24 protein-coding genes are annotated in these 21,113 nt (G+C 68.1%); 21 read left to right on the forward strand and 3 right to left on the reverse strand.

Annotated elements, in window-relative coordinates; translation table 11 throughout:
* The first annotated feature begins 45 nt into the window (after positions 1–45).
* The 8 genes from KCTC_RS10405 (at position 46) to KCTC_RS10440 (ending at position 6,131) form a co-directional block, all read left to right on the forward strand.
* Complete coding sequence (locus tag KCTC_RS10405) at positions 46–267, forward strand: hypothetical protein (RefSeq protein WP_125569211.1); 222 nt, start codon at positions 46–48, stop codon at positions 265–267.
* Positions 260–1,027: a hypothetical protein gene (locus KCTC_RS10410; RefSeq protein WP_125569212.1), complete on the forward strand. Its 768-nt coding sequence runs from the start codon at positions 260–262 to the stop codon at positions 1,025–1,027. Before KCTC_RS10405 ends, KCTC_RS10410 begins: the two co-directional genes overlap by 8 nt.
* Before the next feature lie 221 nt (positions 1,028–1,248).
* The gene (proC, locus tag KCTC_RS10415; RefSeq protein WP_231998688.1) at positions 1,249–2,046 is read left to right on the forward strand and encodes a pyrroline-5-carboxylate reductase; all 798 of its coding nucleotides are present in this window, start codon (positions 1,249–1,251) and stop codon (positions 2,044–2,046) included.
* On the forward strand, positions 2,046–3,218 hold the full coding sequence (locus KCTC_RS10420) for an acetoin utilization protein AcuC (RefSeq protein ID WP_125569214.1): 1,173 nt from the start codon (positions 2,046–2,048) through the stop codon (positions 3,216–3,218). The genes proC and KCTC_RS10420 overlap by 1 nt, the downstream gene beginning before the upstream one ends.
* A gap of 179 nt (positions 3,219–3,397) precedes the next feature.
* On the forward strand, positions 3,398–3,604 hold the full coding sequence (locus KCTC_RS10425) for a helix-turn-helix domain-containing protein (protein ID WP_125569215.1): 207 nt from the start codon (positions 3,398–3,400) through the stop codon (positions 3,602–3,604).
* Between the two features lie 220 nt (positions 3,605–3,824).
* Positions 3,825–3,926 carry a 30S ribosomal protein bS22 gene (locus KCTC_RS10430; protein ID WP_017933175.1) on the forward strand — a complete coding sequence of 34 codons (102 nt, stop codon included), beginning with the start codon at positions 3,825–3,827 and terminating at the stop codon, positions 3,924–3,926.
* A gap of 29 nt (positions 3,927–3,955) precedes the next feature.
* Positions 3,956–4,990 (forward strand): NAD-dependent epimerase/dehydratase family protein, encoded by a 1,035-nt coding sequence (locus tag KCTC_RS10435; protein ID WP_331852192.1) that lies wholly within the window; start codon positions 3,956–3,958, stop codon positions 4,988–4,990.
* Complete coding sequence (locus KCTC_RS10440; protein WP_231998689.1) at positions 4,983–6,131, forward strand: lysophospholipid acyltransferase family protein; 1,149 nt, start codon at positions 4,983–4,985, stop codon at positions 6,129–6,131. Before KCTC_RS10435 ends, KCTC_RS10440 begins: the two co-directional genes overlap by 8 nt.
* 38 nt (positions 6,132–6,169) lie before the next feature.
* Here KCTC_RS10440 and KCTC_RS10445 read toward each other — a convergent pair whose 3' ends face one another.
* The 3 genes from KCTC_RS10445 to KCTC_RS10455 all read right to left on the reverse strand — a co-directional run bounded on the left by KCTC_RS10445 (position 6,170) and on the right by KCTC_RS10455 (position 8,773).
* Positions 6,170–7,093 (reverse strand): hypothetical protein, encoded by a 924-nt coding sequence (locus KCTC_RS10445; RefSeq protein WP_125569218.1) that lies wholly within the window; start codon positions 7,091–7,093, stop codon positions 6,170–6,172.
* Positions 7,094–7,157: 64 nt separating this feature from the next.
* Positions 7,158–7,727 carry a sigma-70 family RNA polymerase sigma factor gene (locus KCTC_RS10450; protein ID WP_231998690.1) on the reverse strand — a complete coding sequence of 190 codons (570 nt, stop codon included), beginning with the start codon at positions 7,725–7,727 and terminating at the stop codon, positions 7,158–7,160.
* Between the two features lie 146 nt (positions 7,728–7,873).
* Positions 7,874–8,773 carry an HAD family hydrolase gene (locus tag KCTC_RS10455; protein ID WP_125569220.1) on the reverse strand — a complete coding sequence of 300 codons (900 nt, stop codon included), beginning with the start codon at positions 8,771–8,773 and terminating at the stop codon, positions 7,874–7,876.
* 34 nt (positions 8,774–8,807) lie between these two features.
* On the opposite strand from KCTC_RS10455, the gene KCTC_RS10460 reads away from it, so the two are divergent.
* From KCTC_RS10460 to KCTC_RS10520, 13 genes are all read left to right on the forward strand, one after another.
* The gene (locus tag KCTC_RS10460; protein WP_125569221.1) at positions 8,808–9,047 is read left to right on the forward strand and encodes a glutaredoxin family protein; all 240 of its coding nucleotides are present in this window, start codon (positions 8,808–8,810) and stop codon (positions 9,045–9,047) included.
* A gap of 202 nt (positions 9,048–9,249) precedes the next feature.
* Entirely contained in the window at positions 9,250–9,867 is a 618-nt protein-coding gene (locus KCTC_RS10465) for a redox-sensing transcriptional repressor Rex (protein ID WP_125570122.1), read from the forward strand.
* Entirely contained in the window at positions 9,864–11,147 is a 1,284-nt protein-coding gene (locus tag KCTC_RS10470) for a glutamyl-tRNA reductase (RefSeq protein WP_125569222.1), read from the forward strand. Before KCTC_RS10465 ends, KCTC_RS10470 begins: the two co-directional genes overlap by 4 nt.
* The gene (hemC, locus tag KCTC_RS10475; protein WP_125569223.1) at positions 11,147–12,127 is read left to right on the forward strand and encodes a hydroxymethylbilane synthase; all 981 of its coding nucleotides are present in this window, start codon (positions 11,147–11,149) and stop codon (positions 12,125–12,127) included. The genes KCTC_RS10470 and hemC overlap by 1 nt, the downstream gene beginning before the upstream one ends.
* Positions 12,124–13,719, forward strand: a complete 1,596-nt coding sequence (locus tag KCTC_RS10480) for a bifunctional uroporphyrinogen-III C-methyltransferase/uroporphyrinogen-III synthase (protein WP_125569224.1) — start codon at positions 12,124–12,126, stop codon at positions 13,717–13,719. The genes hemC and KCTC_RS10480 overlap by 4 nt, the downstream gene beginning before the upstream one ends.
* 13 nt (positions 13,720–13,732) lie before the next feature.
* Positions 13,733–14,722, forward strand: coding sequence for a porphobilinogen synthase (hemB, locus tag KCTC_RS10485; RefSeq protein ID WP_125569225.1), 990 nt, complete (start codon positions 13,733–13,735; stop codon positions 14,720–14,722).
* Between the two features lie 31 nt (positions 14,723–14,753).
* Positions 14,754–16,076 carry a glutamate-1-semialdehyde 2,1-aminomutase gene (hemL, locus tag KCTC_RS10490; RefSeq protein ID WP_125569226.1) on the forward strand — a complete coding sequence of 441 codons (1,323 nt, stop codon included), beginning with the start codon at positions 14,754–14,756 and terminating at the stop codon, positions 16,074–16,076.
* A complete protein-coding gene (locus KCTC_RS10495; RefSeq protein ID WP_174233042.1) occupies positions 16,073–16,768 on the forward strand; it encodes a histidine phosphatase family protein in 696 nt (231 codons plus the stop codon). The genes hemL and KCTC_RS10495 overlap by 4 nt, the downstream gene beginning before the upstream one ends.
* On the forward strand, positions 16,765–17,328 hold the full coding sequence (locus KCTC_RS10500; protein ID WP_125569227.1) for a TlpA disulfide reductase family protein: 564 nt from the start codon (positions 16,765–16,767) through the stop codon (positions 17,326–17,328). Before KCTC_RS10495 ends, KCTC_RS10500 begins: the two co-directional genes overlap by 4 nt.
* Positions 17,325–18,089 carry a cytochrome c biogenesis CcdA family protein gene (locus KCTC_RS10505; RefSeq protein WP_125569228.1) on the forward strand — a complete coding sequence of 255 codons (765 nt, stop codon included), beginning with the start codon at positions 17,325–17,327 and terminating at the stop codon, positions 18,087–18,089. The genes KCTC_RS10500 and KCTC_RS10505 overlap by 4 nt, the downstream gene beginning before the upstream one ends.
* Positions 18,086–19,978 carry a cytochrome c biogenesis protein ResB gene (locus KCTC_RS14750; protein ID WP_164512572.1) on the forward strand — a complete coding sequence of 631 codons (1,893 nt, stop codon included), beginning with the start codon at positions 18,086–18,088 and terminating at the stop codon, positions 19,976–19,978. The genes KCTC_RS10505 and KCTC_RS14750 overlap by 4 nt, the downstream gene beginning before the upstream one ends.
* On the forward strand, positions 19,971–20,861 hold the full coding sequence (gene ccsB / locus KCTC_RS10515) for a c-type cytochrome biogenesis protein CcsB (protein WP_125569229.1): 891 nt from the start codon (positions 19,971–19,973) through the stop codon (positions 20,859–20,861). The genes KCTC_RS14750 and ccsB overlap by 8 nt, the downstream gene beginning before the upstream one ends.
* Positions 20,858–21,109, forward strand: coding sequence for a DUF4229 domain-containing protein (locus KCTC_RS10520; RefSeq protein ID WP_125569230.1), 252 nt, complete (start codon positions 20,858–20,860; stop codon positions 21,107–21,109). Before ccsB ends, KCTC_RS10520 begins: the two co-directional genes overlap by 4 nt.
* Positions 21,110–21,113 lie beyond the last annotated feature (4 nt).

Consider the following 21,113-nt stretch of genomic DNA (forward strand, 5'->3'; position numbering starts at 1 on the left):
GTTACACATAAAGTCGGGGCATTCCCGAGCGAGAGGAGGCCGCTGGTGAGTTCATTGCTGACCCTGGCCGAGCGACTGAAGGTCCCGGCCGCGGATCTGGCCATGCTCAAGACGTACGACGAGGCGCAGATCGCCCAGATCGACGGCGTCATCGGTGACGCCTTCGAGGCTGAGGACCAGGCATTCGGCAGGGCCGTGGAGGAGTCGCTCACCTTCCTGCCGCGGCTCATTCGCCCGATCGCAAAGAAGTTGATGCTCGGTGGGTGACGTCCTTCGCCAGCTCGAGCTCAACAAGCTGGCCCGCATCCTTGCCGTCGAACCGTCCTCGCTGGACGTCTTGTTGGCCAGCGACCCCGACGACATCCGTGAGCTCCGCACGATCGTGACCGAGCGACTGTTCTCCCTCCACGGCGGTCGCGTCGCCGCGCTGGCTCAGTTGAGCAAGAAGGTCCCGGCGGCCATCTCGGCGAAGATGGCTGAAGCGGCGTTCGGCCCGGTCCTGAGTGCCCGGATCGCCGGCGCCCTCGACCCGGCGGATGCCGCGAAGATGTCGGCGCTGCTCAGTCCTGAGTTCCTCGCCCAGGTCTCGCGCGACGTCGACCCTGCTCGCGTTGCCTCGATCATCAAACTGCTCCCGGATGACCTCATCATCAAGGTCGGCCGGATCCTGCTGCGCGAGCACGACACGATCGCCCTGGCCCGCTTCGTCGCGAGCGTCTCGCCGGCTGTCGTCACCGCGGTCCTGGAGGGTGCTGACGGCAACGAACTGTTGGAGCTCGCGCTCTACGTCGATGACCGGGCCGCGCTGGACTCGATCATCGCCGAGTTCTCCGACGAACGTCTCTCCGCCGTTCTCGCAGCGACCAAGGGCTTCCACGGTGCGACCGACAAGGAGATGGCGGATGCCGCTGTGGCGCTCGTTGCGGCGCTGACGCCCGCGACGCGGGCACGATGGTCGACATTCGCCGACCAAGCTCCGCCGGCGGTTGCCAAGGCCGTCACTGCGGCCGTCGCCGCCTCGAGATAGCGCGCCACACCAGCGACCCGCGGCTCAGTCAGCCCGGGCGTACCCAAGGGTGGACCGATGTTGCCTCTGATGCGGCTACCGGCGTCAGCGGCGCCTCAGGTGAAACAACGGTCCACCCTTGGGTACGCGGTCGGCACGGCTGTTGCCGCGGTGGTCGCCGCCTCGAGATAGCGCGCCCACGAGGTACTAGGCTCGGTCGACACCGAAGCGAAGGAGAAACCGTGGTCACCGCGATCATCGGAGCGGGCGTGATGGGTGAAGCCATCCTCGCCGGATTGATCCGTGCTGGGCGCGACGCCAGCACGATCCTCGTGGGTGAGCGCCGCCCGGACCGAGGCGCTGAGCTCGCTCAGAAGTACGGCGTGAAGGTCGTGCCGAACGTCGAGGCGGCTGTGGCGGACACGGTCCTGCTGGCGGTCAAACCGCAGGATCTCGCAGCCACGCTGATCGACATCGCGCCGAACCTGCGCGCCGGTCAGGTGCTCGTCTCGGTGGCTGCCGGCAAGTCGACTGCCTGGATCGAGTCGCAGGTCCCGGCCGGTGTCGCGGTCGTCCGGGCGATGCCCAACACTCCTGCCCTGGTCGGTGAGGGCATGGCTGGGCTGTCGCGCGGGTCGTCGGTGACCGACGCGCAGTACGCCGAGGCGGAGTCGCTTCTCTCCGGCAGCGGCCAGGCCATCGAGATCCCCGAGTACCAGCAGGATGCGCTCACCGCCGTCTCCGGCAGCGGTCCCGCGTACGTCTTCTATGTCGTCGAGGCGATGGTCGAGGCGGGCGTGCAGCTCGGCCTGGCTCGTGACGTCGCCACTGCGCTGGTCCAGCAGACGCTGTACGGCGCGGCAACGATGCTGCGCGAGACCCGAACCCACCCGAGCGTCCTGCGCGAGCAGGTCACCTCGCCCGGTGGGACCACCGCCGCTGCGCTGCGCAAGCTGGATGAGCACGGCGTACGCGCTGCGTTCAGCTCCGCGATGGAGGCCTGTCGCGACCGATCGCGCGAGCTCGCCCAAGGCAGCTGATGCCGGAGCGCGACGGCGCGACGAGGTGTGGTCCCGGTGCAGTCGTCTGGGACCCGACGCTGTGCGCGTACGACTTCGGGCCGAGCCATCCGATGGCACCGGTTCGCTGTGATCTGACCATGCGTCTGGCCGAGGATCTCGGCGTACTGCCGCGTGTCGTGTCCGCGCCCGTGGCGACGCGTACGCAACTCGAAACGGTGCACGGCGCCGCCTACATCGACGCCGTCGAGCGCGGCCATCCGGCACCCCGGTGGGGACTCGGAACCGACGACGACCCCGTCTTCGAGGGGATGCACGCTGCTTCAGCCAGGATCGCCGGGGCTTCGATCGAGGCCGCACGGCTGGTGGCCGCCGGAGAGGCCCTGCACGCGGCCAACGTGACCGGCGGCCTGCATCATGCGATGCCCGATCACGCGAGCGGCTTCTGCATCTACAACGACGTGGCGCTGGCCATCCGGTCGCTGTTGGACGAGGGCTTCGAGCGGATCGCGTACGTCGACGTGGACGTCCACCACGGTGACGGCGTCGAACGGGTCTTCTGGGACGACCCGCGGGTGCTCACGATCAGCCTCCATGAGACCGGCCAGATGCTGTTCCCCGGGACTGGCTTCGCCGGTGACGTCGGCGGCCCAGGCGCTGAAGGCCGCGCGGTCAACGTCGCCCTTCCGCCGGGCACCGGCGACTCCGGGTGGCTGAGGGCCTTCCATGCCGTCGTTCCGCCGCTTCTGGAGGCCTTCCAGCCGCAGATCCTGGTCAGTCAGCACGGGTGCGACTCGCACTCCGCCGATCCCTTGGCGCACCTGGAGCTCTCGGTGGACGGCCAACGCGCCTCGTACGTCGCGATCCATGAGCTGGCTCACCGGCACTGTGAGGGCAGGTGGGTCGCACTCGGTGGCGGCGGCTACGCGATCGTCGGGGTCGTGCCCCGCGCCTGGACGCATCTCCTGGCGCTGGTGAGCGGTTCCGACCTCGCCCCGAGTACACCGACCCCTGCCGGTTGGCGCGCGTACGTCGCGGAGAAGTGCGGTGCGACCGCCCCGGTTTCGATGACGGACGGCTACGAACCGACGTACCGCGACTGGAATGACGGCTGGGATCCGGACGTGTGGCTGGACCGTCAGATCAACGCCACGAGGGAGTCGGTCTTCCCGCTCCACGGGCTCCACCCCTGAGCGCCGGACGCACGCGACACGCCGCGAATCAAGACGACACGCCGCTGATCACAAAATTCTCATAGGAAACCTCTTCCCCACGAGTCACATGGGGCACTACTGTCCGTGTTCGCAAGGACGTTTGTTCGCCGGTGGGGAAGCCGGTGCCGTTCCTTGTCAGAAAGACCGGTGGAAGTCAGATGGCTGCCAACAACGTCCCGAACGAGCGCGCCGACGCGTTCCTCACCGTCGCCGAGGTCGCATCGATGATGCGCGTCTCCAAGATGACCGTCTACCGCCTCGTCCACAACGGCGAACTCGCCGCCGTACAGGTGGGCCGCTCGTTCCGCATTCGCGAGTCCGACGCCCACAAGTATTTGAGCGCCTCCTACTACCACGCGGGGTAATTGCCGCGATCCGCACGCTTTGGCTGCGTTGCTGTTCGGTCGCGGTGCCTTGAGCACCGCTTCCCTCACGCGCCTTGCCAAACCGCACGCCTCGCGACAATTACGGTGATCGGGTTCCACTGCAGGTCCCCGATCGGGTTTCATTCCAGAACCACGATTCTCTGCGGGTAGGCCCGGGCGGATAGTCTGGGCCCTCTCCCTGTCTTAGAAGAGGTACCTCGTGGGTTCTGTTATCAAGAAGCGTCGCAAGCGGATGGCGAAGAAGAAGCACCGCAAGCTACTCAAGAAGACGCGTGTCGCCCGTCGCAAGCTCGGCAAGTGACCCTCAGTCAAGACTGAGTTGCACTGACTGTGGCCGGCCGCGTCGTCCTCGTCACCGGGGTCTCCCGAGACCTCGGCCGCAGGGCCGCGCGCAGGGCCGCTGAACATCCCGCCGTGGAGCGGGTCATCGGTGTCGACGTGGTGCCGCCGCGAGGCGACATCGGCGGGGTCAGCTTCGTGAGAGCTGACATCCGCAACCCCGTGATCGCCAAGGTGATCGCTATGGAAGGCGTCGACACCGTCCTCCACATGAGTGTCCTGGCGACGCCGGGCTCCCTCGGGAGTCGTACGGCGATGAAGGAGCTCAACGTCATCGGCACGATGCAGCTCCTGGCTGCAGCGCAGAAGTCGGAGACAGTTGAACAGGTCGTGGTGAAGTCGACCACGCAGATCTACGGTGCGAGCAACCGCGATCCTGCGATGTTCACCGAGGCGATGGAGCCGCGCCGGGCCGCGCGGTCCGGGTACGGCAAGGACGTCGCCGAGATCGAGGGCTACGTACGCGGCTTCGCCCGCCGTCGGCCTGATGTGGTCGTGACGACGCTGCGCTGTGCGAACGTCATCGGTCCGAACGTGCGCAGCCCGATCACCGACCATCTGCGCCAGCCGGTGATCCCGACCGTTCTCGGTTACGACCCGCGTATGCAGTTCCTCCATGAGCGCGACCTGTATGCCGCGCTCGGACGTGTCCTGGAGTCACGGATCCCGGGGACCTTCAACATTGCTGGAGACGGCATCCTGACGCTGTCGCAGATCGCCCGGCGGATGCAGCGCTCCACCCTGCCGCTGCCCTCGATCGCCTTCGGCTCCGCCGGCGGATTCCTGCGGCCGTCCCTGGCGGAGGTGCCGCCGGAACTGCGGGACTACTTCATCTTCGGTCGAGGCATCGACACCACCCGGATGAAGACCGTGCTCGGGTTCCAGCCGCGCTACAGCACGGCCGACGCCGTCGACGACCTCGCGCTCGCGATCGGTCCCGGGAAACGACGACTTCCCGGCCTGCTCGATGCGCTCGAGGGAAGCCTCGACGCCGTCAGTGGAGCGTTGGAGGCGGCCCGTGGCTGACATCATTCCGATCGGCACCGGCGGCCGACCCGGCAGAGGATCCGGGCGTACGTCCTCCGCCGCGGCCCGTGGCCTCGCGGCGACCCAGGCATCGCGCACCTCGAAGCCCACACCCAAGGTCATCGACGCCGAACCGATCATCGCTCCGGCGCCGGCCAAGCCGATCATCCAGGCCGCCGAGCCGGGTGTCACTGCCGCACAGCTCGCCGCGGAGCCGGCACGGACCAAGGACCGCAGCCCGCTCGGCGGCATCCCGTTGGCCGACTGGCAGCACGCGATCCGTACCGGTGCCGCCGAAGTGTTCGGCGAAGGCTGGGAGCCGCAACTCGCGAGCTTCCTCGCCTTCCTGCGGCGTCGGCTGAGCGGGGCGTACGAAGTCGACGAGTTCGGGTTCGACCGCGACATCGCCGAGCGGCTCGTGCTGGCGATCCTGCGTCCGCTGAAGGAGAAGTGGTTCCGCGTCGAGGTCCGGGGTGTGGACAACATCCCCGCCGAGGGCGGCGCGCTGATCGTCTCCAACCACTCCGGCACCTTGCCGATGGATGGCCTGATGACCATGGTCTCGATCCACGATCACGCAGGTCGCGACCTGCGCCCGCTGGGTGCCGACCTCGTCTTCCGGTCGCCGTTCGTCGGCGCCATCGCCCGCAAGGCCGGCGCCACTCTCGCCTGCAGCGAGGACGCCGAGCGGATGCTCAGCAAGGGCGAACTCGTGGGTGTCTGGCCCGAGGGATTCAAGGGCATCGGCAAGCCGTACGCCGAGCGATACAAGCTGCAGCGATTCGGTCGCGGTGGCTTCGTCTCGGCGGCGATCCGGACCGGCGTACCGATCATCCCGCTGTCCGTCGTCGGTGCCGAGGAGATCTACCCGCTCGTCGGCAACGTCCCCGCGTTGGCCAAGCTCCTCGGCCTGCCGTACCTGCCGATCACGCCGTTCTTCCCGCTGCTCGGGCCGCTCGGACTCGTACCGCTTCCCTCCAAGTGGCTGATGGAGTTCGGCGAACCGATCCGCACCGATGAGTTCGATGCCGGCGCGGCCGACGACCCGATGCTCGTCTTCAACGTGACCGACCAGGTGCGCGAGTCGATCCAGCAGACGCTGTATTCACTGCTGATGCAGAGGCAGTCGGTCTTCAGGTAATCAGCCCACGCCGCTTGGACGAGGCGGCCGCAGAGGCGTCAGAACGGCAGGGTCGGAAGGACGGTCGGCAGCGGAACCGAGGGCGTCGGCAGCGGCGGAACCGTCGGGAGCCCGGTCGTCGAGGGCGTGGGTGTCGGGGTCGCCGGCACCGAAGCTGGCGGAGTGATCACCGGAACAGGTGGCGTCGAACTCCCCTGCGGGGTCGGGGAACCCGACCCGCTGCTGGGCTGCACCGTCGTGGGTACGTGAACCAGAGGCGCGACCGAGCTCGGCACCTGCAGCGGCGGGAGGCCGCACGTGGGACAGGCCGACTCTGCCGTCGTCGCGATGTCCACCAGCGTCTGAAGGGTCTCGGCATACAGAGGGGCCAGGCTCGTAGGGATCTGGGTGTGCAGCGCCGCCAACTCTGAGATCGCGGAGACCGCGAAGTCGTGCAACTCACGGATGGCCTGCGGGTTGCGTCCCGATCCGTACGCGGCGACCAGCATGTCGCGCAACTGGAGCGCCTGCGCGCGCAGCGAGGTCAGGCTCGCGGCGGACGGCTTGCCCGTCCGAATCTTCTCTGTGACGTCGGCCAACTGCGCGTGGACCGTCGACAGCTCCGAGGCGGCCGTGGACGGCGAGGCGCTGAGAGGCGTGTGCGGACTGGTCTGCAGCCCGGTGACGGCGAAGGCGACGCCGCCGGTGGCGAGCGCCACGGCAGCGGCAGGTGCGGCGATCGTCCAGCGCCGCTTCTTGCGGCGAGAGGGGTGGATCGGGGGCCCGGGTGCCAGCGCGCCCTCCCGAGCGGCCTGCAGCAGCGACGCCCGCAGGTCGGCGCTGAACCCTGTATCAGGACGTACGTCACGCGACGAGAGAGCCGCCGTCAGCGCCAGTTCGCTCGCGTACGCGTCGTCGGAGGAACCGCCGCGCAGGGCGCGGTCGAACTCCTCTGCTTCGCGGGCGATACGGGTGAACTTCACTTCTCGGACCTCTGTTCGGGGGCTCGTCCAGCCAACGAGGCCGGCACCGTCCGGGTTACGTCACTCATCGCTGATCCGCCGGCATTGCCTTGGCCAGATTGCGTACGGCGCGCAACTGCAACTGCTTGACCGCGCCCTCGCTGCGGCCCAGGACCTCCGCCGTCTCGGCGATCGACAGGGACTGGAGGAACCGCATGATGACGCAGTCGCGCTGGTCCTGCGGCAGGTCTGCCAGTGCGATGAACAGCGCCTCGGTCGTCAATGATCGGAGAACGTCGGTCTCGGGGCCGTCGACATCGCCTTCGTGGAAGCCCATGTCGTCGGTGGTGAGTTCGAGGCGCGTACGCGCCGCCTTGAAGTGATCCGCGGCCAGGTTGCGTGCGATCGTCGTCAGCCACGCTCCGAAGTCGCGCCCCTGCCACGTGAAGCTCGACAGCGAGCGCAATGCCCGGAAGAAGGTCTCCGAGGTGAGGTCCTCGGCCAGCGGTCGCGAGCGAGTTCGATAGAAGAGGAACCGGTAGATCGAGGGCTGGTAGTGGTCGTACAACTGCCCGAAAGCCTCGGCATCGCCACCCCTGGCGAGTTCGACCAGGGCCGTGATCCGGGGCTGGTGCTCGGTGTGAGGGGGAGCCACTTCGAGGGCCTGGTCACGCTGTCCTTGCGCGCCTGAGCCGAGCGCGGCGTGGCCGTGCTCATTGTCGGCAGCGTGCGGCGTCGACAGGAGGTCCCTCCAAGCCCGAAGTGGTGTGGTTACTCTACGCGGCTGCGCACGTCACGAGCTCAGTCGCGCCGTCCGCGGAAGGCGGCGCCAGTCGCCACCGCTCCAGCTGCGGCACCACCGACGGCGGCCGCAATGAAGCCGGCCTTCGCGACCTTCCGACCGCTGCGGTAGTCACGGATCCGCCAGCCCATCGCGCGTGCGTGGGCCCTCAGCTTCGCATCCGGGTTGACGGCGCACGGGTCGCCGACGAGTGACAACATCGGCAGGTCGTTGGAGGAGTCGGAGTACGCCGAGCACAGGGACAGGTCGAGGCCTTCACGTGCAGCGATCGCCTTGATGGCCTCCGCCTTGGCCGGCCCGTGCAGCAGGTCACCGACGAGCGCGCCGGTGTAGACGCCGTCGATGTGCTCCGCGACAGTGCCCAGGGCTCCGGTGAGGCCAAGACGTCGAGCGATGATCTGGGCGATCTCGATCGGTGCCGCGGTCACCAACCAGACCTGGTCGCCCTTGTCTAGGTGCAGCTGGGCGAGGGCGCGCGTACCCGGCCAGATCCTGGTCGCCATGATCTCGTCGAAGATCTCCTCGCCGACATCGATGACCTCGCTGACCTTGTGGCCCTTGATGAACGCCAGGGCCTCGGTACGCGCCTCAGCGATGTGGGCCGGGTCCTCGCCGACCACCCGGAAGTACATCTGCTTGTAGAGCGCGCTGACGATGTCCTTGGTGGTGAAGAACTTGCGCTGATAGAGCCCGCGGGCGAAGTGGAAGATCGTCGCGCCCTGCATGACGGTGTTGTCGACGTCGAAGAACGCCGCCTGTCCCGATCCGGGCTCGTCGGCCAGGGCGACCTCGACCTCGGCTGCGGCGGCGGCCGCCTCGCCTGCGAGCACGCTGCGTCGCTTCAGATCGAGGCGTCGGGCCTCGTCACGCTTGCGCTGGCGTTCCCGCTCGGTGCTCACACGCCCAACAGTAGTGCGAGAGACTAGGAGCCCTATGGAACCCCGCGTCACTCTGTACTCGCGTCCCGGCTGCCACCTCTGTGAGCAGGCCCGCGCCGTGATCGAGCGCGTCTGCGCCGACACCGGCGAGGCGTACGTGGAGGTCTTCATCGATGACGACCCGGCACTGGTCGAACGGTTCACCAACGAGGTGCCGGTGACGTACGTGGACGGCCAGCAGCACGACTTCTGGCGGGTCTCGGAGGAGCGCCTCCGCGAAGCGCTCGCGCGCTGAGCCCGTTACCCCGATTTCCTGAGCGTTCCGGACCACGTCTCATCCGTGGACGACGAATTTTTCCCAATCGCACAAAGTCCTTACAGTGAGTTGACGGCCCTGTGAGTGGGGCCGCGAGAGATGTGAGAGCGACGTGTCGGGACTTGAAGCATCCGGCTCCCCGCTGAGGGAGATCCCGGAAGCCACGGTTGCTCGGTTGCCGATGTATCTCCGGGCGCTCAACGCCCTTGCCGACGGCGAGCGTCTCGTCTGCTCGAGCGATGAGCTCGCCGCCGCTGCCGGCGTGAACGCGGCCAAGCTTCGCAAGGACCTCTCCTACCTCGGCTCGTACGGCACCCGCGGCGTCGGATACGACGTCGAACTGCTCCGGTTCCACATCGCGCGCGAGATCGGCATCACCCAGGACTGGTCGGTCGTCATCGTCGGTGCCGGTCACCTCGGGCAGGCGCTCGCAGGCTTCTCCGGATTCACCAGTCGCGGGTTTGAGATCGTCGCTCTTCTCGACGCCGACCCGACGCTGGCCGGTCAGCAGATCGCCGGCGTACCGATCCATGACTTCGCCGACATGCCGGCGATCGTGGCGGAGCGGCGGGTGACCATCGGCGTCATCGCGGTCCCGGCCGCGGCTGCCCAGCAGGTCACCGACGACCTGGTCGCCGCGGGCGTCACCAGCATCCTCAACTTCGCCCCGGCCGTGCTTTCGGTGCCCACCGGCGTCGACGTACGCAAGGTGGACCTTTCCAGCGAGCTGCAGATCCTGGCGTACCACGAGTCCCGCAAGGGTGCGGCGGCCGACAACGGTGCGGAGGCGACGGCATGAGCGTCCTCGTCGTCGGGATGAGCCACAACAGCGCACCGGTGGCGTTGCTGGAGACCGTCGCGCTGAGCGCCGACGACGTACGCAAACTCGCCGCCGACGTGGTGCACACCGATCACGTCACCGAGGCCACCGTCATCGCCACCTGCAACCGCGTCGAGATCTACGCCGAGGTCGACCGGTTCCACGGCTCGGTCGAGGACGTGTCGCGTCTGCTCGTCGAGCGCGCGAACAGTTCCATCGACTCGATGCTCCCGCACATCTACGTGCACTACGACGACGCCGCCGTCTCGCACCTCTTCCGGGTGGCCGCGGGTCTGGACTCGATGGCTGTCGGTGAGGCGCAGATCCTCGGACAGACTCGCCACGCGCTGCAGGTCGGTCAGGAGCAGGGCACGGTCGGGCCGGCGCTCAACACCTTGTTCCAACAGGCCTTGCGGGTTGGCAAGCGCAGTCACGCCGAGACCGACATCGACCGCGCCGCTCCCTCGCTGGTGAGCGCGTCGCTGGTCCGCGCCGAGAAGGTCGTGGGCCCCGTCGAGGGCCAGAAGGTCGTGGTCGTCGGGGCGGGCGGCATGGCGGGGTTGGCCGCTGCGACCGTCAGTCGTCTCAACCCGTCCGACCTCGTCATCGTGAACCGGACTCGAGCTCGCGCGGACTCCCTGGCGAAGCTGCATGGTGGTCGCGCCGCGAACATCGTCGAGCTCGCGACCGAGATTGCCGACGCTGCCGTCGTGATCGCGTGTGCGGGCGCAAGGGGCGTACTCATCACCGCAGAGATGGTGGGAAGCCGTACGACCGCGTTCATCGACCTGGCGCTCCCGCACGACATCGACCCCGGGGTCGCCGACGTCGAAGGTGCGACCCTGATCGGGCTGGCGACGCTGGCCGAGGAACTGCACGCGAGCGAAGCCGCGACCGAGGTCGAAGCCGTGCGCGGCATCGTCGCCCAGGAGGTCACTGCCTTCCTCGGTGCCCGCCAGCAGGCGGCAGTCACCCCGACCGTCGTGGCGCTCCGGTCGATGGCGACGAGCCTCGTCGAGGCCGAGATGGACCGACTCGATTCGCGGCTACCCGATCTGGCTGCGGACGTACGCGGTGAGGTCCTGCAGACCGTGCGCCGCGTCGTCGACAAGCTGCTCCACGAGCCGACCGTGCGCGTCAAGGAACTGGCCAACCAGGCCGGCGGCGTCTCCTACGAGCGCGCGCTCGCCGAACTTTTCGCCCTCGACCCGGCCGCGGTCAGCGCCGTGTCCCGCCCCGACCTCGGGGAGGCTCAGTGATGAACTTGCGTCTCGGCACCCGCGCCTCGCTGCTGGCCACCACGCAGGCCCGCACGATCGCTGACGAGTTGCGCGCGCTCGGCCACGACGTCGAGATGGTCGAGATCGTGTCCGAGGGCGACCTCACTCAGGCGGCCGGCACCTCGTTGGTGGGTTCAGCCACGGGTGTCTTCGTCAACGCCTTGCGGGACGCGTTGAACGACGGCCGGATCGATCTTGCGGTGCATTCGTTGAAGGACCTGCCCACCGCTCCGGCACCCGGCCTGGTGATCGCAGCGATCCCAGGCCGTGAGGACCCCGCTGACGCGGTCGTGGCCCGCGACGGCCTCGCGCTGGCAGACCTGCCGCTCGGTGCGCGCGTCGGCACCGGCTCGCCCCGCCGCATCTCCCAGATCGTCCGCCAGCGTCCCGACCTCGTCGTGGCCGGCGTCCGCGGCAACATCGACACCCGGATCAGCAAGGTGCACAGCGGCGAGTACGACGCGGTGATCCTGGCGCGGGCCGGACTGTCCCGGATCGGTCGCCTCGACCAGATCACCGAGGTCCTCGACCCACTCACGATCCTGCCCGCACCCGGGCAGGGAGCACTGGCGGTGGAGTGTCGGGCGGACTCACCGGCAGCTGCCGCGATCGCCGCCCTCGACGACGCGCATACTCGCGCAGCCGTCACCGCCGAGCGGACGCTGCTCGCCGAACTCGAGGGCGGATGCAGCGCCCCGATCGGTGCGTACGCCCGGATCGACGGCGACCGGCTCCTCCTCGACGCGATCGCGCTCAGCCCTCAGGGGACGTACGCCATCCGCCAGTCCGCCGAGGGTGACGCCGCCGATGGCGCCGCACTCGGTGCCCGTCTGGCCCAGAACATGCTTGCCGCCGGCGCGAATTCGTTGTCGGACGAGCAGTCCCCGCAGCCGACTGCTGCGCAGTTGAACACCATGGGCGGCGCCGCCGCTCCCACACAGGAAAGTGCACAGGCATGAGCGAACGTCGCGGATGGGTATCTTTCGTTGGCAGTGGGCCGGGGGACCCAGATTTGTTGACCGTACGCGCCACCGAACTCATTCGGGCCGCCGATGTGGTGGTCATCGAGACCCCCGATCAGGCTGACCTGATCCGGTCCCTGCGAACGGACGACGTCGAGGTGATCGACGGTGGCTTCGGTGACGACGGCCAGCCGCTGCCGAATGCGGCGCGGGCGAAGGCCGTCGTCAAGGCCGCCAAGCGCGGTCTTCGCGTCGTACGCCTGATCGTCGGTGACCCGTTCCTGTACGCCAGCGGCCCGGAGGAGGCTCAGGCCTGCGCCAAGGCGGAGATCGGCTTCGAGATCGTCCCCGGTGTGTCCTCGGTGCACGCCGTCCCGGCGTACGCGGGCATCCCGCTCACGACCAAGGATCACCGTGAGATCACAGTGATCACGTGCGGCGAGAAGGTCGAGTGGAGTCGGTACGCCGACGACCGCACGCTGGTGCTGCTGTCCGGTGTCTCGGTCATCGGTGACATCGCCGCTGACCTCATTGCTGCGGGCCGGCCGGCCACGACTCCTGTGTCCATGACGCGCGTCGGCACCACTTCGGAGCAGTCGACCGTCACGTCGACGCTCGAGCACATCGCCGCCGAGGCCCGCGCTGCCCGGATGACCGCACCTGCGGTCATCGTGATCGGCCAGGTCGTGTCGCTGCGGGACACGCTGTCGTGGTTCGAGACCAAGCCGCTCTTCGGCTGGCGCGTCCTGGTCCCGCGGACCAAGGAGCAGGCGCCGGCGCTCTCGGCCAAGCTGCGCGGACTCGGCGCGGTGCCGGAGGAGGTCCCGACCATCTCGGTCGAGCCGCCCCGGAACCCGCTGCAGATGGACAAGGCCGTACGCGGCCTCGTCGAGGGTCGCTACGAGTGGGTGGCCTTCACCTCGGCCAACGCTGTGCGCGCGGTCCGCGAGAAGTTCGACGAGTACGGCCTGGACGCCCGCGCGTTCTCAGGACTGAAGATCGCCGCCGTGGGAGACAAGACGGCTTCGACGCTGCTCGACTGGGGCCTGCGCGCCGATCTCGTACCGGACTCGGAGAACCAGTCGGCGGTCGGCCTCCTCGACGTCTTCCCGGAGTTCGATGAGCAACTCGATCCGATCAACCGGATCCTGCTGCCGCGTGCGGACATCGCCACCGACACCCTGATCGCAGGGCTCGTCGAGCTCGGCTGGGAGTGCGACGACGTCACGGCGTACCGCACTGTGCGTGCGGCGCCGCCGCCCGCGCCGACCCGGGACGCGATCAAGACCGGCAAGTTCGACGCCGTGCTGTTCACGTCCTCGAGTACGGTGCGCAACCTCGTCGGCATCGCCGGCAAGCCGCACCCCTCGACCGTGATCGCGGTGATCGGTCCCGCGACTGCCCAGACGTGCGAGGAGCACGGGCTTCGCGTCGACGTGATGTCCCCGGAGCCCTCGGTGGAGGCGCTCACGGAGGCGTTGGCCGACTTCGGTGCCTCGCGGCGCCTCGCGATGATCGAGCAGGGTCTGCCGGTCACCAAGCCGTCGGAGCGCAAGCCGACGTCGCGTCGTCGCGCAGCGAGCAGCTGAGGAGCACAGTCTGATGGCCACCCCACGGTTCCACCTGCCGGTCGTACGTCCGCGGCGACTGCGCGCCACGCCGGCGATGCGCCGGCTGGTGGCTGAGACCTCGGTGCGACCGCAGCAGCTGGTGCTGCCGGTGTTCGTCCGTGAAGGGGCGCTCGAGCCCACCGCGATCTCGTCGATGCCGGGGGTCGTCCAGCACACCCGCGAGTCGCTCAAGAGCGCGGTGGTGGAAGCGGCCGAGTTGGGTCTCGGTGGCGTGATGCTGTTCGGCGTCCCGGCGGCGAAGGACGCTGAGGGGTCAGGTGCGCTCGACCCGGACGGCATCCTCAATCGGGCGATCGCGGACGTACGCGGCGAGATCGGCGACGACCTGGTCGTGATGGCCGACCTGTGCCTGGACGAGTTCACCTCGCACGGCCACTGCGGTGTCCTGGATGCGCGCGGTCGGGTCGACAACGACGCCACGCTCTCGATCTACGCCGACATGGCCCGTTGCCTCGCCGAAGCCGGCGCGCACACCGTCGCGCCCAGCGGCATGATGGACGGCCAGGTCGCCGTGGTCAGGTCCGCCCTCGACATCGCGGGTCACTCCGACGTGTCGATCCTGGCGTACTCGGCGAAGTACGCGTCCGCGTTCTTCGGGCCGTTCCGCGAAGCGGTGAACTCCTCGCTCGAGGGTGACCGGAAGACGTACCAGCAGGACCCGGCCAACGCCCGCGAAGGTGTGCGCGAGGCCCTGATCGATGTCGAGGAGGGCGCCGACATGGTGATGGTGAAGCCGGCGCTCGCGTACCTCGATGTCCTGCGCGACATCCGCGAGGCCGTCGACGTCCCGATCGCGGCCTACCAGGTGTCGGGGGAGTACGCGATGATCGCGGCCGCCGCCCAGAACGGCTGGATCGACCGCGAGGCGGCGCTGCTCGAGTCGCTGACCTCGATCAGGCGTGCCGGCGCGGACGTGATCCTCACCTACGCGGCCGCGGAGATCGCTCCGCTGCTCGGCTGAGCGGCTTGGACCAACCAGAGAGACTCACGACGTGACGTACGACCCCGCGGGCTCTGTCCCGGCTTCCGAGGCGCTGTTCGCCCGCGCGAACGCGGTCATTCCCGGTGGCGTCAACTCACCGGTCCGCGCGTTCGCGGCAGTCGGTGGGACGCCGCGTTTCATCGCGTCGGCGCAGGGTGCCTACCTGACCGATGCTGACGGCAACCGTTACGTGGACCTGATCTGCTCGTGGGGCCCCATGCTGCTCGGACACGCCCACCCCGAGGTGCAGGCTGCCGTCGCGGCCGCAATCACACGCGGCACGTCGTACGGTGCCCCGACGCAGCCCGAGGTCGAGCTCGCCGAGGAGATCGTCGGGCGTACGCCGGTGGAGAAGGTGCGCTTTGTGTCCAGCGGCACCGAGGCCACCATGTCGGCCATCCGTCTGGCCCGTGGCTTCACCGGCCGAGACCTGATCATCAAGTTCGCTGGCAACTACCACGGCCATGTCGACTCACTCCTCGCTGCGGCCGGATCCGGCCTCGCGACGCTCGGCGTCAGCAGTACGCCGGGTGTCCCGGCGAGCAGCGCCGGCCAGACGATCGTGCTGCCGTACAACGACCGAGCCGCGGTGACGGCGGCATTCGCGGCCCACGGCGACCAGATCGCGGCCCTGATCACCGAAGCCTCGCCCGGCAACATGGGCGTGGTCCCGCCGGCGCCTGGCTTCAACGCCTTCCTCGCCGAGACCTGCACCCGGCACGGCGCGCTGTTCATCAGCGATGAGGTGATGACCGGATTCCGCGCCGCCCGTGAGGGTCAGTGGGAGTTGGACGGCAAAGTCGAGGGTTGGAAGCCCGACCTGGTCACCTTCGGCAAGGTGATGGGTGGCGGCCTGCCGGCCGCGGCCTTCGGTGGTCGCGCCGACGTGATGGCGATGCTGTCACCGGCCGGCCCGGTCTATCAGGCCGGCACTCTCAGTGGGAACCCGATCGCCACCACCGCCGGCCTCACCACGCTGCGTCTGGCGACCGACGAGGTCTACGCGCGCATCAACAGGGCCGCCGACCTGATCACCAATGGCATCGGTGACGCGCTCGGCAAGGTCGGCGTCGCGCACGCCATCCAGCGCACGGGGACGATGTTCTCGGTCTTCTTCTGCGACGGCCCGGTCACCAACTTCGACGAGGCCAAGCGCACCAACGACCAGGCGTACGCCGCCTTCTTCCACTCGATGATGAGCCAGGGTGTCTACCTGCCGCCGAGCGCGTACGAGGCCTGGTTCCTGTCCTCGGCCCACGACGAGACAGCCGTCGCACAGGTTCTGGAGGCGCTGCCGAGTGCTGCCGAGGCGGCTGGGAGAGTGATCGCATGACCGAACGTGCAGACCTGACGCCGGACACTGTCGTCCACCTGCTCCGCCACGGAGAGGTGCACAACCCCGAGGGCATCCTGTACGGCCGACGCCCGGGCTTCCACCTCTCCGAACTCGGCCTCGCGATGGCCGAGCAGGTCGGCGAGTGGTTGCAGGACCGCGACATCACCCATCTCGTGTCCAGCCCTCTGGAGCGTGCGCAGGAGACCGCGGCTCCGTTGGCGCGCCTCAAGGGCCTGACCCCGACGATCGACGACCGGGTCATCGAGTCGGAGAACTGGTTCGAGGGCAAGCGCTTCGGTGTCGGTGACAACGCGCTCAAGCACCCGTCGAGCTGGGCCAAGCTCTACAACCCCTTCAAGCCGAGTTGGGGCGAGCCGTACAAGGTCATCGGTGACCGGATGTTCGCCGCGATCCACGACGCCCGTGACGCCGCCCGCGGCCACGAGGCCCTGATCGTCAGCCACCAGCTCCCGGTGTGGGTGGCGCGGCTCAAGGCGGAGGGTCGCAGTTACTTGCACGACCCGCGCAGCCGCCAGTGCACGCTCTGCTCGCTCACCACGTTGCACTTCGCCGGTGACCGGCTGGTCCAGATCTCGTACGCCGAGCCCGTCGGCGAGATGATCCCCGCGAAGGACAAGAAGGCCGCCTTCTCGACCGGTGGCGCCTCCGAGGAGAACCGCGCCCGGTGAAACTGCGTCCGCTTTCGGGGCTCCTGGTCCTGCTCAGCCTGCTGCTGGTCACCATGACCGGATGCGGGTCCTCCAGCAACGGCGTCGTAAGTGGCGGCGGCCAGATCGTCGAGTTCACCACCGCAGCCCAACGGGGCACACCGATCAACCTGTCCGGCACCTCCCTGGACGGCAAGCCGATCTCGGTCGCCAACTACCGAGGCAAGGTCCTCGTCATCAACTTCTGGTGGTCTGGCTGTTGGCCATGCATCGCCGAGGCTCCCAAGCTCAAGGCGGCGTACGCCTCCGGGAAGGCGGCATTCATCGGGATCAACATCCTTGACAATTCCGCTGCCCAGGGACTCGCGTTCGAGCGCAGTCTCGGCATCCCGTACCCGTCGATCTACGCACCTGACGGCCAGGCCGTGCTCGCCTTCAACGGGTCCGTCTCGCCGCAGGTCATCCCCGCCACGATCGTGCTCGACCCGCAGGGCCGTGTGGCTGCTGTCGTACGCGGCCTGATCACGGGCAACGACACCTTGAAGGACCTGATCCAGGACGCGTCGAAGGCCGCCACGTGAGCGCCTGGTTCACCTCGACCGTGAGCAACGGGTCGATGCTGCTGGCGATGCCGATCGCGCTGTTTGCGGGCCTGGTGTCGTTCCTGTCCCCGTGCATCATCCCGATGCTCCCCGGCTACCTGTCCTACGTCACCGGACTCTCGGGTCAAGAGATCGCCACCGGGTCGGTCCGCCGGAGCCGGATGCTCGTCGGCTCGGTGCTGTTCGTGATCGGGTTCACCGCCGTGTTCGTGCTCATGTGGACGGCGTTCAGCGGACTGGGGCTCTGGCTGCTCGACGGCCACCGCCGCGAGATCATGAGCCGTGTCCTGGGTGGCATCGTCTTCATCCTGGGCCTGAGTTTCATGGGCCTCCTGCCGGTGCTGCAGCGTGACTGGCGGGTGCACAAGATCCCGTCGGTCGGCCTGGCCGCGGCACCGGTGATCGGCTTCCTGTTCGGGCTCGGCTGGTCGCCCTGCATCGGCCCGACGTTGGGTGCGATCCAGACCGTGGCCTCGCTCCAGGGCAGCCAGACCAAGGGCACGATCCTGGTCCTGCTGTACTCGCTCGGCATCGGGATCCCGTTCATCCTCTCCGCCGTGCTGTGGCGCCGCGCCGTCGTCGGCCTCGCCTGGATCAAGCGGCATCAGCGATGGGTCTCCGCGATCGGTGGGCTGATGATGATGGCGGTCGGTGTCGCCTTGCTCACCGGCGCCTGGGACACCGCGGTCCAGTGGCTGCAGATCCACCTCGTCGACAAGTGGCAGGGGGTCGCGGTGTGACCGAGGACCTCGCCCCGGCCGCGCTCGGCCCCGTCGCTTTCGCGCGCTGGATCTGGCGGCAGCTGACCTCCATGCGGACAGCCTTGATCCTGCTGCTCCTGCTCGCGATCGCGTCCATCCCCGGCTCCCTGATCCCGCAGGACGGCCTGGACCCGAACAAGAGCGCACTGTGGCGGTCGTCTCACCCGCACCTGACGCCGATCTATCGCCGCCTGGACCTGTTCAACGTCTACTCGGCGCCATGGTTCGCGGCGATCTACGTGCTGTTGATGGTCAGTCTGGTCGGCTGCATCATCCCGCGCCTCTTCGTGTACGCCCGAGCGATGCGCGCGCAGCCGCCGCGCACGCCGAAGCATCTAGGCCGGTTCGCGGACTCGATCGCGTACGTCACCGATGACGCACCTGCGGTGGTCCTCGACGAAACGGTTGCCCACCTGCGCGGTTACCGCCTCCGTCGCGACGACGCGACGAGCATCAGCGCGGAGCGCGGCTATCTGCGCGAGGCCGGGAACCTGATCTTCCACCTGTCGATCATCATCGTGCTGGTCGGCTTCGCGACGGGTCAGTTGTTCGGCTACAAAGGTGCGGTTCAGGTCGTCGTCGGATCGACCGTCCCCGCCGCGGCAACGCCCATCGCACCAGTCGTTGCTCCGGCGAAGCGGATCGTCCATGACCGGACGTACGTGGTGCGCCGTGGGGACTCGCTCTCCGTCATCGCCCAGCGCGAGCTCGGCGATGCCCGCGGGTGGCCGAAGATCTTTGCGCTCTCTCGCGGGCTGGCACAGCCGGGTGGCGGGCGCCTCAGCGATGCGAACCTGATTCAGACGGGCTGGCGTCTGCGATTGCCGGGCACGGCGACCCCGGTGTCCAAGCCGTCTCCGGCAACGTCGAGCCCATCGACCCCGGCGCAGGCACAGGCGAACTACGGCTTCTCCAACGAACTCACCCAGTACGACGACTTCAGCCGCGGCTCGCTGTGGAAGGCGTCGATGTTGGACCCGTTCACACTGCACATCAACAACTTCACGATGGACTGGTCACGCGGGGCGCTGGGTGGCGACTTCGATTCGACCGGCACCTACGACATCCCGGGCCAGACCTCCCAGCCCTTCGACCTCAAGGTCAACCATCCGCTCTCGATCGGATCGACCAACGTCTTCCTCATCGGGCACGGGTACGCGCCGATCATCACCCTGCGCGACACCAAGGGCCAGGTCGTGGCGTCGGGTCCGACGATCTTCCTGCCGGTCGATGCTGCGAACTTCCAGTCGGTCGGCGCGATCCTGGCGCGCTTCGCCAAGCCGAATCCGATCGGGCTGGAATGCACGTTCCTCCCGTTCGCCTCGGCTGATGAGATCAGCAGCATTTCGGGTGATCTCACAGCCGGTGGACACTACCCGCGCGGAGCGGGGGCGTTGCTCTCGTGCTTTGCCTACAAGGGCAACCTCGGGGAGTCCACCGCCTTCACCATCGACTCCTCCGGCGCGACCAAGGTGACCGGACCCGGCGGCCGCGCGTTCAACATGATGCTCAAACTCCCGGGCCGCTCGTCGGTGAAGCTCGCGAACGGCACGGTGCTCACCAACACGGTCACCCTGCCGGGCGGCCTCGGCTCCCTGAGCTTCGACGGCATCGCCGAATGGAACCGCCTCCAGATCAGCCAGCAGCCGGGTCGACTCGTCGCTCTCGGAGGCGTGATCCTGGCGTTGTTCGGCCTGATGGGGTCGCTCTTCATCCGTCCGCGACGGGTGTGGGTTCGTGCGACGACGACCGCAGGCGGCACACTCGTGGAGATCGCAGCGCTCGATCGCACCGGCGGTGGCGACATCGCCGCGTACGTGAATGCGCTGAAGGACAAGCTGACGACGAAGGAACTCACACGTGTCTGATCACAGTTGGGCCCAACTCAGCAACGAGCTGCTGATCGTCGCGCTCGTCGTGTACGCGAACGCGCTTCTGCTCACGGCGGCGGCGTCCTTCCTGCGTATCGACGACGAGGAGCGGCGGACCGTCATCGGCACCGTGGGCTACCGCGTCACCATCCTGGCGGTCGTTGCCCACTTCGGAGCCGACCTGTCCCGCGGTTTCGCCGCCCACCGGGTGCCGTGGGGCAACATGTACGAGTTCACGATGACCGGCTCGCTGATCGTCGCGGCGACGTACGTGATCTTGCGCCCGCGGCTGAAGCTCGCCTGGATGGGGCCGTTCGTGGCGCTCTTCGTCCTGGCTGCGTTGGTCGTCGACAAGACCGTGCTCTACACACCGGTGCTGACCGTGAGCGACTCGTTGCATTCGTACTGGCTGGTCGTCCACGTGGTCGCGCTCGCACTGGCAACAGGAGCGTTCACGCTCGGTGGCATCGCCTCGGTGATGTACCTCCTGAAGGTCCGCCAGCCGGAGTCAACCGGCTGGCTCAGCCGTGTCCCGACCCTGCCGACGCTCGACCGCACTGCGTACCGGATCCAGGCCTTCGGGTTCGTGCTCTGGACCTTCGGTGCACTGATCGCGGGGCCGATCTGGGCCCACGAGGCGTGGGGTTCCTACTGGAACTGGGACCCGAAGGAAGTCTGGGCGTTCATCACCTGGGTGGTCTACGCCGGTTACCTGCATGCGCGCGCGACGGCTGGCTGGCGCGGTCGCAACGCGGCGATCCTCGCGATCGTCGGCCTGGCCACCCTGTGGTTCAACTTCATCGGCATCAACTACTTCTTCGGCGGCGACTCGCAGCACTCGTACTACAAGCCGGCAGCTCTGGAGGCTCGCACACCATGAAATCGTTCTGGACCTACACCGGTCTCCGGATCCTGCTCTTCGTCGCGACGTTCGCCGTCGTCGCGGGAGTCTGGGCCGGTGTCAACCACGGTGACGTGAACTGGTTCTGGGCCCTGATCGTCTCATTCCTCGCCAGCTTCCTGATGGCCTACCCGTTGCTGATGCGTCAGCGCGAGGAGTTCGCGGCTCGACTGCAGGTCCGGGGCGACCGGATGGTCGAGAACATGCGCTCGGGCGAGGACGACTGACTGC

The organism is Nocardioides baekrokdamisoli, assembly GCF_003945325.1.
Lineage (GTDB): Bacteria > Actinomycetota > Actinomycetes > Propionibacteriales > Nocardioidaceae > Nocardioides > Nocardioides baekrokdamisoli.